This window comes from Pseudomonas sp. B21-009, from assembly GCF_024749345.1.
Taxonomy (GTDB): domain Bacteria; phylum Pseudomonadota; class Gammaproteobacteria; order Pseudomonadales; family Pseudomonadaceae; genus Aquipseudomonas.
Window position 1 is genome coordinate 5,079,240 of sequence record NZ_CP087199.1, and the last position, 16,533, is coordinate 5,095,772.

General features: G+C 60.4%; 13 protein-coding genes and 2 tRNA genes. 2 read left to right on the forward strand and 13 right to left on the reverse strand.

What is annotated here, in order from left to right; translation table 11 throughout:
* Positions 1–31: 31 nt before the first annotated feature.
* Both LOY34_RS23430 and LOY34_RS23435 read left to right on the forward strand, forming a co-directional pair.
* A complete protein-coding gene (locus tag LOY34_RS23430; RefSeq protein ID WP_045199711.1) occupies positions 32–1,048 on the forward strand; it encodes a class I SAM-dependent rRNA methyltransferase in 1,017 nt (338 codons plus the stop codon).
* Positions 1,049–1,139: 91 nt separating this feature from the next.
* Entirely contained in the window at positions 1,140–4,076 is a 2,937-nt protein-coding gene (locus LOY34_RS23435; RefSeq protein ID WP_195885065.1) for a DUF748 domain-containing protein, read from the forward strand.
* Positions 4,077–4,203: 127 nt separating this feature from the next.
* Here the strand turns inward: LOY34_RS23435 and LOY34_RS23440 are convergent, their stop codons facing one another.
* From LOY34_RS23440 to glmM, 13 genes are all read right to left on the reverse strand, one after another.
* Positions 4,204–4,554 carry a BON domain-containing protein gene (locus tag LOY34_RS23440; protein WP_093379313.1) on the reverse strand — a complete coding sequence of 117 codons (351 nt, stop codon included), beginning with the start codon at positions 4,552–4,554 and terminating at the stop codon, positions 4,204–4,206.
* Between the two features lie 258 nt (positions 4,555–4,812).
* Positions 4,813–6,918 (reverse strand): polyribonucleotide nucleotidyltransferase, encoded by a 2,106-nt coding sequence (gene pnp / locus LOY34_RS23445; protein ID WP_258664061.1) that lies wholly within the window; start codon positions 6,916–6,918, stop codon positions 4,813–4,815.
* A gap of 250 nt (positions 6,919–7,168) precedes the next feature.
* Positions 7,169–7,438, reverse strand: a complete 270-nt coding sequence (rpsO, locus tag LOY34_RS23450) for a 30S ribosomal protein S15 (RefSeq protein WP_010222985.1) — start codon at positions 7,436–7,438, stop codon at positions 7,169–7,171.
* Between the two features lie 153 nt (positions 7,439–7,591).
* Positions 7,592–8,509 (reverse strand): tRNA pseudouridine(55) synthase TruB, encoded by a 918-nt coding sequence (truB, locus tag LOY34_RS23455; protein ID WP_258664062.1) that lies wholly within the window; start codon positions 8,507–8,509, stop codon positions 7,592–7,594.
* A 3-nt stretch (positions 8,510–8,512) separates the two neighbouring features.
* Positions 8,513–8,914, reverse strand: a complete 402-nt coding sequence (rbfA, locus tag LOY34_RS23460; protein WP_045199718.1) for a 30S ribosome-binding factor RbfA — start codon at positions 8,912–8,914, stop codon at positions 8,513–8,515.
* Positions 8,915–9,035: 121 nt separating this feature from the next.
* Complete coding sequence (gene infB / locus LOY34_RS23465) at positions 9,036–11,540, reverse strand: translation initiation factor IF-2 (RefSeq protein ID WP_045199720.1); 2,505 nt, start codon at positions 11,538–11,540, stop codon at positions 9,036–9,038.
* Between the two features lie 27 nt (positions 11,541–11,567).
* On the reverse strand, positions 11,568–13,049 hold the full coding sequence (gene nusA / locus LOY34_RS23470) for a transcription termination factor NusA (protein WP_010222981.1): 1,482 nt from the start codon (positions 13,047–13,049) through the stop codon (positions 11,568–11,570).
* Positions 13,050–13,108: 59 nt separating this feature from the next.
* A complete protein-coding gene (gene rimP, locus LOY34_RS23475; RefSeq protein WP_045200046.1) occupies positions 13,109–13,567 on the reverse strand; it encodes a ribosome maturation factor RimP in 459 nt (152 codons plus the stop codon).
* A 129-nt stretch (positions 13,568–13,696) separates the two neighbouring features.
* Positions 13,697–13,773 (reverse strand) — tRNA-Met (locus LOY34_RS23480).
* Between the two features lie 97 nt (positions 13,774–13,870).
* Positions 13,871–13,956: transfer RNA gene (locus tag LOY34_RS23485), tRNA-Leu, on the reverse strand.
* A gap of 19 nt (positions 13,957–13,975) precedes the next feature.
* Entirely contained in the window at positions 13,976–14,362 is a 387-nt protein-coding gene (gene secG, locus LOY34_RS23490) for a preprotein translocase subunit SecG (protein ID WP_038998663.1), read from the reverse strand.
* Positions 14,363–14,365: 3 nt separating this feature from the next.
* Positions 14,366–15,121, reverse strand: a complete 756-nt coding sequence (tpiA, locus tag LOY34_RS23495; protein ID WP_045199723.1) for a triose-phosphate isomerase — start codon at positions 15,119–15,121, stop codon at positions 14,366–14,368.
* 66 nt (positions 15,122–15,187) lie between these two features.
* On the reverse strand, positions 15,188–16,528 hold the full coding sequence (gene glmM, locus LOY34_RS23500) for a phosphoglucosamine mutase (RefSeq protein WP_045199725.1): 1,341 nt from the start codon (positions 16,526–16,528) through the stop codon (positions 15,188–15,190).
* Positions 16,529–16,533: the final 5 nt, after the last annotated feature.

Consider the following 16,533-nt stretch of genomic DNA (forward strand, 5'->3'; position numbering starts at 1 on the left):
AACTGCACGTCCGCAAACCAAGGCCACGTGCATGTCCCTCTTGAATCAGGCGCTGCGCGCCGCCCTCGACGCCCGCCAGGGCCTTCTCGCCGAACTGCATGCCCAGGGCACCGACTGCTATCGCCTGTTCCATGGCAGCCAGGAAGGCGCCAGCGGCCTGACCATCGACCGCTACGGCCCGCAGTTGCTGGTGCAAAGCTTCCACCAAAGCCTTGAGACCGGCGCCTTGCTGGAGCTGCACGCGGCGGTGCAAGCGCACCTGGGCCTGGAACTGCTGTTGGTCTACAACGACCGCTCCCAGGGCAACAGCCGCATCGATCGTCGCGACCCGGTGTACCAGGCGAGCGAGGCCGCGCTGGCCGATCATGTCGGTCACGAATGGGGCCTGAACTACCGGGTACGTGGCCGCCATGCCGGGCAGGATCCGCTACTGTTCCTCGACCTGCGCAATGCCCGTGGCTGGGTCAAGCAGCACAGTGCCGGCAAAAGCGTGCTCAACCTCTTTGCCTATACCTGCGGCGTTGGCCTCAGCGCCGCAGCGGGCGGCGCGCGCGAGGTGTGCAACCTGGACTTCGCCGAAGGCAACCTGGCGGTCGGCAAGGAGAACGGCGCACTCAACCCGCAACTGTTGCCGATGAGCTTTATCCAGTCCGATTACTTTCCGGCGATCCGCCAGTTCGCCGGCTTGCCGGTCAGCCAGCGTCGCGGCCACAAGCTGCCGCCGTATCCGCGCCTGGAGCAGCGCCAGTTCGACCTGGTGTTCCTCGACCCACCGGCCTGGGCCAAGAGCGCCTTCGGCACCGTCGACCTGCTGCGCGACTACCAGAGCCTGCTCAAGCCGGCCCTGTTGAGCACCGCCGACGACGGCGTACTGATTTGCTGTAACAACCTGGCCAAGGTCAGTCTCGACGACTGGCGCGAGCAAGTGCTGCGCTGCGCCGAGAAAGCCGGGCGCCCGGTACGCGACTGGCAAGTGCTCAAACCTGCCGGCGACTTTCCGTCGCAGGATGGCCAGCCGCCACTGAAGACCTTGATTCTTCAGCTCTGAAACAAAATTTCGTTAATTTTCGGAGTAGCTTCGGAACCGTTTTTACGTGCCATACTCCAAGCACTCCAGTTCGAGACAGACGACGCCACACATGCCCAAAGGATTGAAACGCGCCCTCGGCGCCATGCTGGCCGCAGTGGCCTTGTACAGCCTGCTAGGCTTTCTGATTCTCCCAGGGGTTGCCCTGCGTATCGCCAACCAGCAACTGGCCAGTTACGCCACGGTGCCGGCGCACCTGCAGCGGATCGAGCTCAACCCGTTCAGCCTCGAACTGACCCTCTGGGGCCTGCAGATCGGCGAGCCGGGCAAAGAGCAGGTCGGCTTCGAACGCCTGTACGCCAACCTGCAAATCAACAGCCTGTGGAGCGGTGCCCTGCACCTGGACAGTGTCGAGCTGGACAAGGCGCGTACCGAGCTGCTGTTCGCCAAGGACGGCAGCCTCAACCTGACGCAACTGTTCAAGCTGCCGCCGAGCGAGCCCAAGCCGCAAGAACCTGCCGGCGATCCGTTCCCGCTGCGCATCGGCAGTATCAAGCTCAGCGAAGGCTACCTGCATTTCCAGGACCTGCGCCCGAGCGAGCCGATCGAGTTTCTCTACGACTCGATGAACCTGGAACTGAAGAACCTCAGCACCCTGCCCGAAGACAGTACCGAAATGACCCTGGTCGCCAATGGCCCGGCGGGCGGGCGAATCGACTGGGCCGGCAACTTCAGCCTGGTACCGATCGCCTCCGAAGGCACCCTGAAGGTCACCGACGGCAAGATGAAAGCTTTCTGGCCTTATGTGCGCGATGCCGTGCCGCTGGTGCTGGAAGAAGGTGTGGTCAGCCTCGATACCCACTACAAGCTGAACCTGTCCAAGGAAACCGAGCTGCTGCTGGACAACACCTCGGTGAGCATTGCCCCCTTTGCCATCAAGGCACCGGATGGCCGCCCGCTGGCACGCCTGGCGCGTCTGGATGTCAGCGAAACCTCGATTGACCTGGCCAAGCAACTGGTCACCGTTGGCAAGATCCGCAGCGAAAAGCTCGAAACCTGGGCGGCAGTAGAGTCCGATGGCCAGCTCGACTGGCAGAAGCTGTTTGCCAGCCAGCCGGCCAAAGCCACGGCCAAAGAGAAAGCCGAACCTGCCGCCGCCGAGCCGGATGCCAAGGAAAAGGCCGCCGCCGAGGCACCGAGCAAGCCATGGCAAGTGCTGCTCAAAGACGTGCAACTGCGCAATTACCAGGTACACCTGGCCGACCGCTCGCAGAAACAACCGGTCGCCCTCGAGGTTGGCCCGCTGAACCTCGACCTGCAGAATTTCGACAGCCTCAACCAGTCGCCCTTCACCCTCAAGCTCGATACCGGTGTCGGCAAGCAAGGCAAGCTGCAGGCGGCCGGTGAGGTCAACCTGGCGCCGGTGAGCGCCAAGCTCAAGGTCAACACCCAGGACATCGACCTGCGTGTCGCCCAGGCCTACATCAGCCCGTACATCCGCCTGGAACTGCGCAGCGGCATGCTCGGCAGCGACCTCAACGTCGACCTCAAGAGCACCGAGCCGCTGGCCTTCAGCATTGACGGCAAGGCCCAGGTCAACCAGCTGCACACCCTGGACACCATCAAGGATCGCGACTTCGTCAAATGGCAGCAGCTGAACCTCGACGGTCTGTCGTACCGCCACGGTGACGCCCTGAGCATCGGCAAAGTGACCCTCAAGCAGCCCTACGCGCGCTTCATGATCAACGAAGACCGCACCACCAACGTCGATGACCTGCTGATCCCGCAACCGGCTACCGCGCAGTCCAAGGCGCCGGCCACAGCCAAGGCGCCTGCGGAAAAACCACTGGGCATCCGTATCGGTGAAATCGATATTAATGACGGTTCGGCCAACTTTGCCGACTTCAGCCTGACCCCGAACTTCGCCACCGCCATCCAGCAGCTCAACGGCCAGATCGGCACCATCGACAACCGTCAGCCAAAACCGGCCAAGGTCGATATCAAGGGCAAGGTCGATCGCTATGCACCGGTGACCATCAAAGGCTCGCTGAACCCCTTCGACCCGATGGCCGCCCTGGACATCGCCACCAGCTTCAAACGCGTCGAGCTGACCACCCTGACGCCTTACTCGGGCAAGTTCGCCGGCTTTCGCATCCGTAAGGGCCGGCTGAACATCGACCTGCACTACGTGATCACCCAAGGCAAGCTCAAGGCCGAGAACAAGGTAGTGGTCGAGCAACTGCAGCTGGGTGAGAAGGTCGACAGCCCAGATGCGGTGGACCTGCCGATTCGCCTGGCAGTGGCCTTGCTCAAGGACACCGACGGCAAGATCTCCATCGAGCTACCGGTGACTGGCGACCTCAATGACCCGCAGTTCAGCGTCATGCCGATTGTCTGGCAGACCCTGCGCAACCTGGTGCTACGCGCGGCCCAGGCGCCCTTCAAGTTCATCGGCGGGCTGGTCAGCGGCGGCGATTCCCAGGACCTGGGCAACGTCGCCTTTGCCGCTGGCTCCAGCGACCTGGGCCCGGATGCGCAAAGCGCCCTGGACAAGCTGGCGACGGCGCTCAAAGAGCGCCCTGCCTTGCGCCTGGAGATCGAAGGCACCAGCGCCCAGAGCAGCGACGGACCGTTGATTGCCCAGCAGCGCCTGGAGCGTGAGTACCAGAGTACCTACTACAAGATCCTCCAGCGCCGCGGCGACAAGGTGCCAGCCCAGGCCTCCGAGCTGAAGGTGCCGGATGGCGACAAGCCGGCGATGCTTGAAGGCATCTACCGTACCCGCATGAAGAAACAGCCTCCAGCGGAGTGGGAACAACTCGATCGCGAACAGCGCACCACCCAGTTGCGCGATGCCGTGCTCAAGTCCTGGGGCGAAAGCGCCCTGCTGCTGCGTCAGTTGGGTCAGGCCCGGGCCAGCAGTATCAAGGACTACCTGGTAGATAAAGGCCAGCTGGCGGATGACCGGGTGTACTTCGTCGATGCCAGCCTGGGCCAGGCCGAGGCGGATGGCCGAGTGATCTCGCCGCTGCATCTGGACGCGGAATAACCACCTCTTCTTCCCCTCCTTTCCCCCAAAAAAGAAGCCCCGGCAACCAGTGCCGGGGCTTTGAGTGACCAAGTCCTTTTGGTCTTTCGCATGAACCTGTAAGGGTCAGCGAGTCGGGACAAACGCCTTAGTTGCTTTTCAGGCCATCAGCCGAGACGGCTTGAACGCCTTTGATTTTTTTGGCGATAGCGACCGCCATGTCTTTCTGCGAATCGGTCACGGCAACTTCGGAAGACAGGGAGACCACGCCTTTGTTGGTTTCGACCTTGATGTCGCTACCCGGAATGCCTTTCTCGGTCATCAGGTCAGCTTTGACCTTGGTGGTGATCCAGGTGTCGGAGGTCGCTTCTTTTGCTTTGGTAACTTCACCAGCAGCAACGGTCAGCGGAGCCTGGGAAGGCTGTTGGGCAAACGCCGCGTTAGCCAGGGTCAGGGTCAGGGCGGTGGCAGTAGCGGCAGCAATAGCGAACTTCTTCATACGAGACACTCCTGTTTTTCGAAAAGTCTGCGCCGTAAGTCCTGGCAGCAGGGGTATGAATACTATTGCAGGGCCTGTGCCAGCTTTTGTGAATAATTTTCTCCTTATAAAACAGTAGCTTATCTAATCAAGCAAAAAACTGGATCGTGCATTTTGCAAGCAGTGGCAAAATCCTGCATGCAAGATGCAAGTCCGCAAGACAATTTCTGCAGGCATAAAAAAAGGACCCCGAAGGGTCCTTTTTCTTAAGCGGCGGTCTTAGACGCCCGATGCCTTGGCAGCGGCAACGTCCTTGATCGACAGCTTGATACGGCCGCGGTTGTCCACGTCCAGTACCAGTACTTCAACTTCCTGGCCTTCCTTGAGGATGTCGGTCACTTTCTCGACGCGAGCATCGCTCAGCATCGAGATGTGAACCAGACCGTCCTTGCCAGGCAGGATGTTGACGAAGGCACCGAAGTCGACGATGCGCTCAACCTTACCGACGTAGATCTTGCCGATCTCGGCCTCGGCAGTGATGCTCAGAACGCGCTGGCGAGCAGCTTCAGCGGCGTCTTTGGTCTCACCGAAGATCTTGATCGAACCGTCGTCTTCGATGTCGATCGAAGCCTTGGTTTCTTCGCAGATGGCACGGATGGTCGCGCCGCCTTTACCGATGACGTCACGGATCTTGTCGGTGTCGATCTTCATGGCGATCATGGTCGGAGCGTTTTCCGACAGTTCGCTACGGGACTGACCAATGATCTGGTTCATCTGGCCGAGGATGTTCAGGCGCGCTTCCAGGGCCTGGCCCAGGGCGATTTCCATGATCTCTTCGGTGATGCCGTTGATCTTGATGTCCATCTGCAGCGCGGTAACACCTTTGGCGGTACCGGCCACTTTGAAGTCCATGTCGCCCAGGTGGTCTTCGTCACCGAGGATGTCGGTCAGAATGGCGAATTTCTCGCCTTCTTTCACCAGGCCCATGGCGATACCGGCAACCGGCGCCTTCATCGGCACACCAGCGTCCATCAGTGCCAGGGATGCACCACAGACCGAAGCCATCGAGCTGGAACCGTTGGATTCGGTGATTTCCGAAACAACGCGGATGGTGTACGGGAACACGTCGGCAGCAGGCAGCATGGCCTGGACCGAACGGCGGGCCAGACGGCCGTGACCGATTTCGCGACGGCCAGCACCGCCCATGCGACCACACTCGCCGACCGAGAACGGCGGGAAGTTGTAGTGCAGCATGAAGGGGTCTTTCTTCTCGCCTTCGAGGGTATCCAGCAGCTGGGCGTCACGGGCAGTACCCAGGGTCGCAACGACCAGGGCCTGGGTTTCGCCACGGGTGAACAGTGCCGAACCGTGGGTCTTTGGCAGTACGCCGACTTCGATGTTCAGCGGACGTACGGTCTTGGTGTCGCGGCCGTCGATACGTGGTTTGCCGTTGACGATGTTTTCGCGAACGGTGCGGTATTCGATTTCGCCGAAGATTTCTTTGACTTCGGAAGCCGAAGGTTGGCCTTCTTCACCGGAGAACTTGGCGATCACTTGCTCGCGCAGTTCGCCCAGGCGAGCGTAACGGTCAGCCTTGACGGTGATGGTGTAGGCGTCGGAAACCGCAGCACCGAATTCGCCACGGATGGCGCTCAGCAGAGGGGTGTTCTCGGCCTTGGCAGTCCAGTCCCAGGTCGGCTTGGCAGCTTTGGCGGCCAGCTCTTTGACAGCCTGGATCACAGCCTGGAATTCGTCGTGGGCGAACAGTACGGCGCCCAGCATCTGGTCTTCGGTCAGCTCTTTGGCTTCCGATTCAACCATCAGTACGGCGTCGGAGGTACCGGCAACGACCATGTCCAGGCTCGAAGCAGCCAGTTGCTCGTAGGTCGGGTTCAGCAGGTAGCCGGTGCTTTCGTGGAAAGCAACGCGGGCGGCGCCGATCGGGCCTTCGAACGGAATGCCGGAGATGGCCAGGGCCGCCGAGGTACCGATCATCGCAGCGATGTCCGGATCGGTCTTCTTGCTGGTGGAAACGACGGTGCAGACAACCTGCACTTCGTTCATGAAGCCTTCCGGGAACAGCGGACGGATCGGACGGTCGATCAGACGCGAGGTCAGGGTCTCTTTCTCGGAAGGACGGCCTTCACGCTTGAAGAAACCACCAGGGATCTTGCCGGCGGCGTAGGTCTTTTCCTGATAGTGAACGGACAGGGGGAAGAAGCCTTTGCCTGGATCGGCCTGTTTGGCACCGACCACGGTCACCAGTACGGTGACATCGTTGTCGACGGTGACCAATACGGCGCCGGACGCTTGACGAGCAATACGGCCCGTCTCGAGGGTAACGGTCGATTGACCGAACTGGAATTTCTTGATTACCGGGTTCACGGTTTCCTACCTTTTTCAGTGGCTCTGGGGGAACGGGTTCTTGCGAATTCTTGGGCAGAACAGGGAATCGGCCCTGTTGGCAGTCCAGATAAAACTAGAGGTTGGGAGCCTGCCCTGCCCTCGCGGTAAACCGCTCAGGCGAGACAGACAGCCAACCTCATAGATAGGCAAGGCGTGCTCACCGACACGGGGGCCAAAGGCTCCGTGCGGTGACTGCAGCACGCCGTGCACACCACTGGCCAGGCCGCTATTAGCGACGCAGACCCAGACGACCGATCAGGGCGCTGTAACGGGTGGTGTCCTTGCCTTTCAGGTAGTCCAGCAGCTTGCGACGCTGGTTAACCATGCGGATCAGACCACGACGGGAGTGGTGGTCTTTGCCGTTGGCCTTGAAGTGGCCTTGCAGCTTGTTGATGTTGGCGGTCAGCAGAGCAACCTGTACTTCCGGGCTACCGGTGTCACCGGCGGCTTGCTGGTATTCGCCAACGATCTTTGCTTTTTCTTCAACGCTGAGTGCCATCTGGCTTCTCCAAATCAAGGGAAACCGAACAAACGGCTTCCAATAGGCCAGGGACTGCTCCCTGTATTCATAAAGTGAGGCGTGACCGTGCCTATTAACAGCCATCCTCTTTACCACCAGTGCCAGGCCTGGGCCTGACACTGAAGGTTTCGATCATTCTGACCGAATCAAGCGACGCGGCGCGATGCGCCCGTCTTCGCTCACTTCACCGATGCCGATGAAGCGACCGTTGTGATCCTGTACCCGGACCATGCCGAACTTCGGCGCGTCGGGGGCTCTGACCGGCTGACCATTGAGCCAGTAGAACGCACTGTGCTCGGAGAACTGCAACAGTGGCCAGTCCAGCAGACCGCTGTCCGATGGCATCAGGAAACGATCGACCGCTTCGTTGCCACCTTCGGCGTGGACCGCTTCGAGTTCTTCGAGGGCCACGGTCTGGGCCAGCTCGAAAGGACCGGCGTGCGTACGGCGCAGTTCAGCGACATAGGCTCCGCAACCGAGCACCTCGCCGATGTCCTCGACCAGGGTGCGGATGTAGGTGCCTTTGCTGCAGCCGACCGACAACCGGACACGGGTGCCTTCGCACTCGAGCAATTCCAAGCGGTTAATAGTAACAGAACGCGCCTCGCGCTCCACTACTTCACCTGCACGGGCAAGCTTGTACAGCGGCTGGCCGTCACGCTTGAGGGCCGAGTACATCGGCGGTATCTGACTGATTTGACCACGAAATTGTGGCAAAACCGCTTCGATATCGGCGCGACCAACGGTCACGTCACGGGTTTTCAGCACTTCACCTTCGGCATCGCCCGTGGTGGTGGTCTGACCCAGTTGCATGACCGTCTCGTAGCCCTTGTCGGAATCGAGCAGGTATTGCGAGAACTTGGTCGCCTCACCGAAGCACAGCGGCAGCACGCCGCTGGCCAGTGGATCGAGGCTGCCGGTGTGCCCGGCCTTTTCGGCATTGAGCAGCCAGCGGACCTTCTGCAGGGCAGCGTTGGAGGTGAACCCCAACGGCTTGTCGAGCAGGATGATGCCGCTGACGTTACGACGGATACGCTTGACCTGAGCCACCGCTTACTCCTTGGTGTCCAGGGGCGTGTCGGCAGCCTGGTGCAGCTTGTCTTCGGCGACGGCGCGCTCGATCAGGGCCGACAGGTGGGCACCGCGACTGATGCTTTCGTCATAGTGGAAATGCAGTTGCGGCACGCTGCGCAGTTGCATTTCCTTGCCCAGGTGCACGCGCAGGAAACTGGCCGCGCCGTTGAGCACCTTGAGGGTCTGCTTGATGTCTTCCGCGCCTTCCTGGCCCATGGAGGTGATGAACACCTTGGCATGGCCGACATCGCGGCTGACATCCACAGCGGTAATGGTGACCACGCCGACGCGCGGGTCCTTGACTTCACGACGGATCAACTGGGCCAGCTCGCGCTGGATCTGATCGCCGATGCGTTGGGTACGGCTATATTCTTTTGCCATTTTTGCTACCTGTAACTAAAGCGGCAAACGCCCGGCCAGGCTAGAGCCGGACCGGGCGTTGCGTTCAGAGCCGCCAAGCGGCGCCCTGGGGCGGGCGATTGGCGGTTCCCATGCTCGCGGCTTAGAGCGTACGAGCCACTTGGACTTTCTCGAAGACTTCGATCTTGTCGCCGACCTTGACGTCGTTGTAGCTCTTGACGCCGATACCGCATTCCATGCCGGCACGTACTTCGGACGCATCGTCCTTGAAGCGACGCAGCGATTCCAGCTCGCCTTCGAAGATCACCACGTCCTCGCGCAGTACGCGGATCGGACGGTTGCGGTAGACCACACCCTCGACGACCATGCAGCCGGCGATGGCGCCGAACTTCGGCGAACGGAACACGTCACGCACTTCGGCGATACCCAGGATGTTCTCGCGAACATCGCTGCCGAGCATGCCGGTCAGGGCTTTCTTGACGTCTTCAATGATGTCGTAGATCACGTTGTAGTAACGCATATCCAGACCTTCCTGCTCGACGATCTTGCGCGCGCCGGCATCGGCACGCACGTTGAAGCCGAACAGTACTGCATTGGACGCCAGGGCCAGGTTGGCATCGCTCTCGGTGATACCACCGACACCGCCGCCAATCACGCGAACCTGTACTTCGTCGTTGCCCAGGCCGCTCAGGGAGCCCTGCAGGGCCTCGAGAGAACCACGAACATCGGACTTGAGCACGATGTTGAGGGTCTTCTTCTCTTCCTGGCCCATGTTCTCGAAGATGTTCTCGAGTTTGCCAGCGTGAGCGCGAGCCAGTTTGACCTCGCGGAACTTGCCTTGACGGAACAGGGCAACTTCACGGGCTTTCTTCTCGTCAGCCACTACCGACAGCTCGTCACCGGCGTCCGGAGTGCCATCCAGGCCGAGGATCTCGACCGGGATCGACGGGCCGGCTTCCTTAACAGGCTTGCCGTTCTCGTCGAGCATAGCCCGTACGCGACCGTAGTTCGAACCGCACAGGACCATGTCGCCCTGACGCAGGGTACCGTCCTGAACCAGCACGGTAGCCACCGGGCCACGGCCCTTGTCCAGACGCGATTCAACCACCACACCACGACCTGGAGCCGATGGAGTGGCCTTGAGTTCGAGGATCTCGGCTTGCAGCAGGACCGCTTCGAGCAGTTCGTCGACACCGGTACCCATCTTCGCCGACACCTTGACGAACGGAGTATCTCCACCCCAGTCCTCGGAAGTGACGCCTTCGACGGCCAGTTCGTTACGGATACGATCGAGGTCGGCACCTGGCTTGTCGATCTTGTTCACCGCAACCACCAGCGGAACACCGGCAGCCTTGGCGTGCTGGACCGCTTCGCGGGTTTGCGGCATCACGCCGTCGTCCGCCGCAACCACCAGGATCACGATGTCGGTCGCCTTGGCACCACGGGCACGCATGGCGGTAAACGCGGCGTGGCCAGGGGTGTCGAGGAAGGTGACCATGCCGCGGTCGGTTTCCACGTGGTACGCACCGATGTGCTGGGTAATACCACCGGCTTCGCCAGCAGCAACCTTGGCACGACGGATGTAGTCGAGCAGCGAGGTCTTACCGTGGTCAACGTGACCCATTACGGTCACGACTGGTGCACGGGAGAAGGTCTCGCCTTCGAACTTCAACGACTCGGCCAGGGAATCTTCCAGGGCGGTGTCGCTGACCAGGGTGACCTTGTGGCCCAGCTCTTCGGCGATCAGCTGAGCTGTCTCCTGGTCGAGCACCTGGTTGATGGTCACCGGAGTGCCCAGTTTGAACATGAACTTGACCACTTCAGCGCCCTTGACGGACATCTGGTTGGCCAGGTCGGAAACCGTGATGGTCTCGCCGATCTGCACGTCGCGGATAACCGGACCGGTCGGGTTCTGGAAACCGTGGGCGTTGCGCTTCTTCGGCTTGCCCTTGCCACGGCCACCACGACGGAAGCCATCGCTTTCTTCGTCGGTGGTACGCGGAGCGGCACGCGGGGTAGGCGCCTTTTCCTTTTCCTTGACCTTGACCGAAACACGCGGCGCTTCGTTACGGCGCTCGCCGCCACGACGCTCGTCGTCACGCGACTTGTCGCTGCGACGCACGTCGTCTTTCTTGCGCTCGGCAACCGGTGCCGGAGCATCGGCGGCTGCGGCTTCGATTACAGGCGCTGGAGCCGGCGCAGCGGCAGCAGCCGGTGCGGCGTTGGCAGCGGCTGGCTGGCGACGGGACTCTTCCTCGGCACGCTGACGTGCTTCGGCATCGGCCTTTTCGCGGGCAGCGTTTTCCGCTGCACGGCGCTCTTCCAGCTCGCGCTTCTGCTCGGCCTGGATTTCTTCCGGGCTGCGCTGAACGAATACTTTCTTCTTGCGTACTTCTACGCTGATGCTCTTGCTACCGGCGACACGCAGGGTGCTGGTGGTTTTGCGCTGCAAGGTGATCTTGCGCGGCTCTTCCACTTTTGCCTTGTGGCTGCTCTTCAAATGAGCCAGCAATGCCTGCTTCTCATTGTCGGTCACTACCTGACCGGCGTCGGTGTGCGGCAGACCTGCCTCACGCATCTGCTGCAGCAGGCGCTCTACCGGTGCAGCGACCTCTTGGGCCAATTCTTTCACCGTGACTTGCGTCATGCACTTCTCTCCTCAGGCCGCGCCTAATTACTCGAACCAGTGGGCTCGGGCGGCCATGATCAACTTGCCGGCACGCTCTTGGTCGATGCCGTCGATGTCGAGCAGGTCATCAATCGACTGCTCGGCCAGGTCTTCGCGGGTAACTACGCCGCGCACCGCCAGTTCCATCGCCAAATCCTTGTCCATACCCTCAAGCGAGAGCAGGTCTTCGGCCGGATGGGCGTCTGCCAGCTTTTCCTCAGTAGCGATGGCTTTGGTCAACAGGCGATCCTTGGCGCGAGCACGAAGCTCGTTGACGATGTCTTCGTCAAAGCCGTCGATGTTGAGCATTTCTTCCAGCGGTACGTAGGCAATCTCTTCCAGGCTGGTGAAGCCTTCATCGACCAGCACCTGTGCCAGCTCTTCGTCGACTTCCAGCTCGTCGATGAAGTTGCGCAGGATGTCACCGGTTTCAGCTTGCTGCTTGGCCTGGATGTCCGATTCGGTCATCACGTTCAGGGTCCAGCCGGTCAACTGACTGGCCAGGCGCACGTTCTGGCCACCACGGCCAATCGCCTGGGCCAGGTTGTCGGCACCCACGGCGATGTCCATGGCGTGGGCGTCTTCATCGACGATGATCGCCGCGACTTCAGCCGGCGACATGGCGTTGATGACGAACTGTGCAGGGTTGTCATCCCAGAGGACGATGTCCACACGCTCGCCACCCAGTTCACCGGACACCGCCTGGACACGCGAACCGCGCATGCCGATACAGGCACCTTGCGGGTCGATGCGTTTGTCCTTGGAGCGCACGGCGATCTTGGCGCGCGAACCCGGATCACGGGACGCGGCCATGACTTCGATCAGGCCCTCGGCGATTTCCGGCACTTCGATGCGGAACAGTTCGATCAGCATCTGTGGCGCGGTACGCGACAGGATCAACTGCGGGCCGCGGTTCTCGGTGCGGATTTCCTTGAGCAGTGCACGCAGGCGCACACCGACACGGAAAGTCTCGCGGGAGATGATGTCTTCACGGGCCAGCAACGCTTCGGCGTTGTTGCCCAGGTCAACGATGACGTTGTCACGGGTGACCTTCTTGACGGTGCCGGAGATGATCTCGCCCAGACGCTCGCGGTAGGCATCTACCACTTGAGCGCGCTCGGCTTCACGGACCTTCTGGACGATGACTTGCTTGGCGGTCTGGGCGGCAATGCGGCCGAACTCGATCGACTCGATCTTCTCTTCGATCACGTCACCGACCTTGGCTTCAGGATGGGTGTCCTGAATCTTCGCTGGCCACACTTCGATCGCCGGATCGTCCAGATCCTTTTCTTCGACGACAGTCCAGCGACGGAAGGTTTCGTAGCTACCGGTGTGGCGGTTGATTTCCACACGCAGGTCGACTTCGTCGTCAAAACGTTTTTTGGTTGCAGTGGCCAGGGCCACTTCCAGCGCTTCAAAAATTACGCCGGCCGGTACGCCCTTTTCGTTGGATACCGACTCAACAACCAGCAGTACTTCTTTGCTCATCGTACGCCTCGCCTTTCGCAAGCCATTGGATCCGCGCGGTCCGCGGGATCCGGCACGTCTCAGTCAAAACTGGGAATAATGTTGGCCTTGTCGATCGAGTCGATCGGCAACAGGAATTCGTTGTTATCCACCTGGACCACAACATCCTGCTCCTCCACGCCACGGAGAAGGCCCTGAAAGTTACGACGACCTTCAAAGGGCGTACGCAGCTTGATCTTCACTTGTTCACCGGCATGCGAAGCGAACTGTTCCAAGGTGAACAGTGGGCGTTCCATGCCAGGAGAGGACACTTCAAGGGTGTACTCGGAACTGATCGGATCTTCGACATCGAGAACACCGCTGATTTGACGACTGACAATCGCGCAGTCATCAACCAGGATTCCATCCTCTTTATCGATATAGATACGCAGTACCGAATGTTTGCCTTGAGAGATGAATTCGATCCCCCAGCATTGATAGCCAAGAGCCTCGACCACCGGGGCCAACAAGGCCTGCAACTGTTCTAGCTTGCTCGACACCTGAACCCCCTCGTGCATGCTATGCAAATAAAAAATGGGCAAAGCGCCCATCCCTGATACGCCGTTGAATACCGGCGTTATGACTGTTCAGCCAAGAAAAAGCCCCTGCAAAAGGGGCTCCGCTGAAACTGGTTGCGGGGGCTGGATTTGAACCAACGACCTTCGGGTTATGAGCCCGACGAGCTACCAGACTGCTCCACCCCGCGACAAAGCTGGGGCGAAAGTATACGACCGAACCCCGACAGGGTCAATCTAACCTCCACCTACAAGAAAGCCCGCTGTAGCGGGCTGTCTTGTTTCAATTGGTACCGAGAAGGGGACTCGAACCCCTACACCCTATGGGCACAACCACCTCAAGGTTGCGTGTCTACCAATTCCACCACCTCGGCAATACTACTTTGAAACCCGTTACTTCTGCTCTTGAGCGGGAGGAACATCGCCAGTGTTAGTGGCTTCGCTCTTCTGCTCCTGGAGCACCGGTACATCATCTGTTGCCGGCTTTTGCTGCTTCACTTCCAAGACCGCTGGATCTGGCAACCCTACTTGAGTCAGCTCGTGAGCTTTCTCCTTAGCAAAGTATCCTAACCCAAGAGCAGTTAAGAAGAAAGAGGCAGCTAGTATAGCAGTAAACTTACTCAGAAAGGTAGCAGAACCTTGGCTTCCGAACACAGTATTTGAAGCACCTGCGCCGAAAGATGCACCCGCTTCCGCACCTTTACCCTGTTGCAGCAACACCAGCACTACCAAACCCAGCGCGCCCAACAGATGCAAAACAACGATCACTGTTTCCAGCATTTTTCAGTTTCCTGCGGCGCGACAAATTGCACCGAATTCGTCTGCGTTCAGGGAAGCCCCACCAATCAGGCCCCCATCGATATCCGGCATGCCGAACAGTTCAGCCGCATTGGCCGCCTTCACGCTGCCGCCGTATAGAAGCCGCACATTCGCCGCGACTTCCGGGTTCTTTGCCGCCAGCTGCTCGCGAATGGCTTTATGCACATCCTGAGCCTGCTGTGGCGAGGCCGTCAGCCCTGTACCGATGGCCCATACAGGCTCATAGGCAATCACCGCACTGGCGAAGACTTCGACACCGAACGCTTCGATGACGCTGTCCAGCTGACGCCCGACAATCTCAAGCGTTTTACCCGCTTCGCGCTCTTCGAGGGTTTCCCCTACACAGAGCACCGGCTTCAAACCGCAAGCCTGTGCCGCAGCGAACTTGCGATTGAGGACTTCGTCGTTCTCGCCAATGATCTGGCGGCGTTCGGAGTGCCCAATCAGTACCAGCTCGCAACCTGCCTCGGCCAGTTGACTCGGTGCAATCTCACCGGTCAGTGCGCCTTGCTCAGGCTGTACCGCAGAATTCTGAGCGCCGACGGCGATCGCCTTGCCTTGTACGCCATCAATTACCTGATTGATGTACAGGGCGGGGGGAAACACCGCGACCTCGACACCGCTCGGCAGGGCGAGATTACTCAAGCCCTTGATCAGCTCAGCGACGCTGGCGCGGGTACCGTGCATCTTCCAGTTACCAGCTACCATAGGGCGACGCATGCTGTACCTCGTCGGTCAAAGAGGGCGCAGATGTTACCCAACCCGATCACCTCTGGCAAGCCTATTTCAAACGCAAACTTCACTTACCAGTTTTGCCAGGGCTTCGGCGTGGCCGCGCACCTGACTTTCGTCCTCGCCTTCGACCATTACCCGCACCAGAGGCTCTGTCCCGGACTTGCGCAGCAGCACACGGCCACGACCGGCCAGGGCCTCGGTAACCTTGGCACTGGCTTCCTGAACGGCCGGATGCTCAAGCGGGTCGACCTTGCTCGCGCCGAAGCGCACATTGATCAGCACCTGCGGGCATTTGCGCAGGGCCTGGCGAGCCTGGGCGAGGGTTTCCTCACGGCGCTTGAGGGCCATCAGCACCTGCAGCGCGGCGATGATCGCATCACCGGTGGTGGTGTGGTTGCAGCACACCACGTGCCCGGAGTTCTCGCCACCGATCACCCAATCGCGCTCCAGCAGCTCGGCCATCACGTAGCGGTCACCGACCTTGGCGCGCACGAACGGGATATCCAGGTCCTTCAGGGCCAGTTCCAGGCCCAGATTACTCATCAGGGTACCCACCACCCCGCCCTGCAGCTTGCCGCGCTCGTGCAGGTCACGGGCGATGATGAACAGCAGTTCGTCACCATCGACGATGGTGCCCGTGTGGTCCACCATCAGCACCCGATCGCCGTCGCCATCGAAGGCAATACCCAGATCGGCATGACCAACCAGCACCGCCGCCTGCAGCGACTCGATATGGGTCGAGCCGCAGTTTTCGTTGATGTTCAGGCCGTCAGGCTGCGCCGATAGCACGGTGACATCGGCACCCAGCTCGCGGAACACGCTGGGCGCAACCTTGTAGGTAGCGCCGTGGGCGCAGTCGACCACCAGCTTGAGGCCGGCGAAATCGGTGCTGCTCGGCACGCTGCTCTTGCAGAACTCGATGTAGCGACCGGCCGCATCGTTGATGCGCGAGACCTTGCCCAGCTTGCTCGATTCAACCACGGTCATAGGCTGATCGAGCAACTCCTCGATCATCAGCTCGACTTCATCCGGCAGCTTGGTGCCTTGGCCGGAGAAGAACTTGATGCCGTTGTCGTCATGGGGGTTGTGCGAGGCACTGATGACGATGCCCGCTTCGGCATGGAAGGTACGGGTCAGGTAGGCGATGGCCGGGGTCGGCATCGGCCCCAGCAGCATCACATCGGCGCCGGCGGCGGAAAGGCCTGCTTCCAGAGCCGACTCGAACATGTAGCCGGAAATGCGCGTGTCTTTACCCACCAACACCCGGCAGGCACCCTGCTTGCGAAAGGCCATGCCAGCCGCCCAGCCGAGCTTGAGCATGAAGTCAGGGGTGATGGGGTATTCGCCGACACGGCCACGAATACCGTCGGTACCAAAATATTTTCTGCTCATAGATG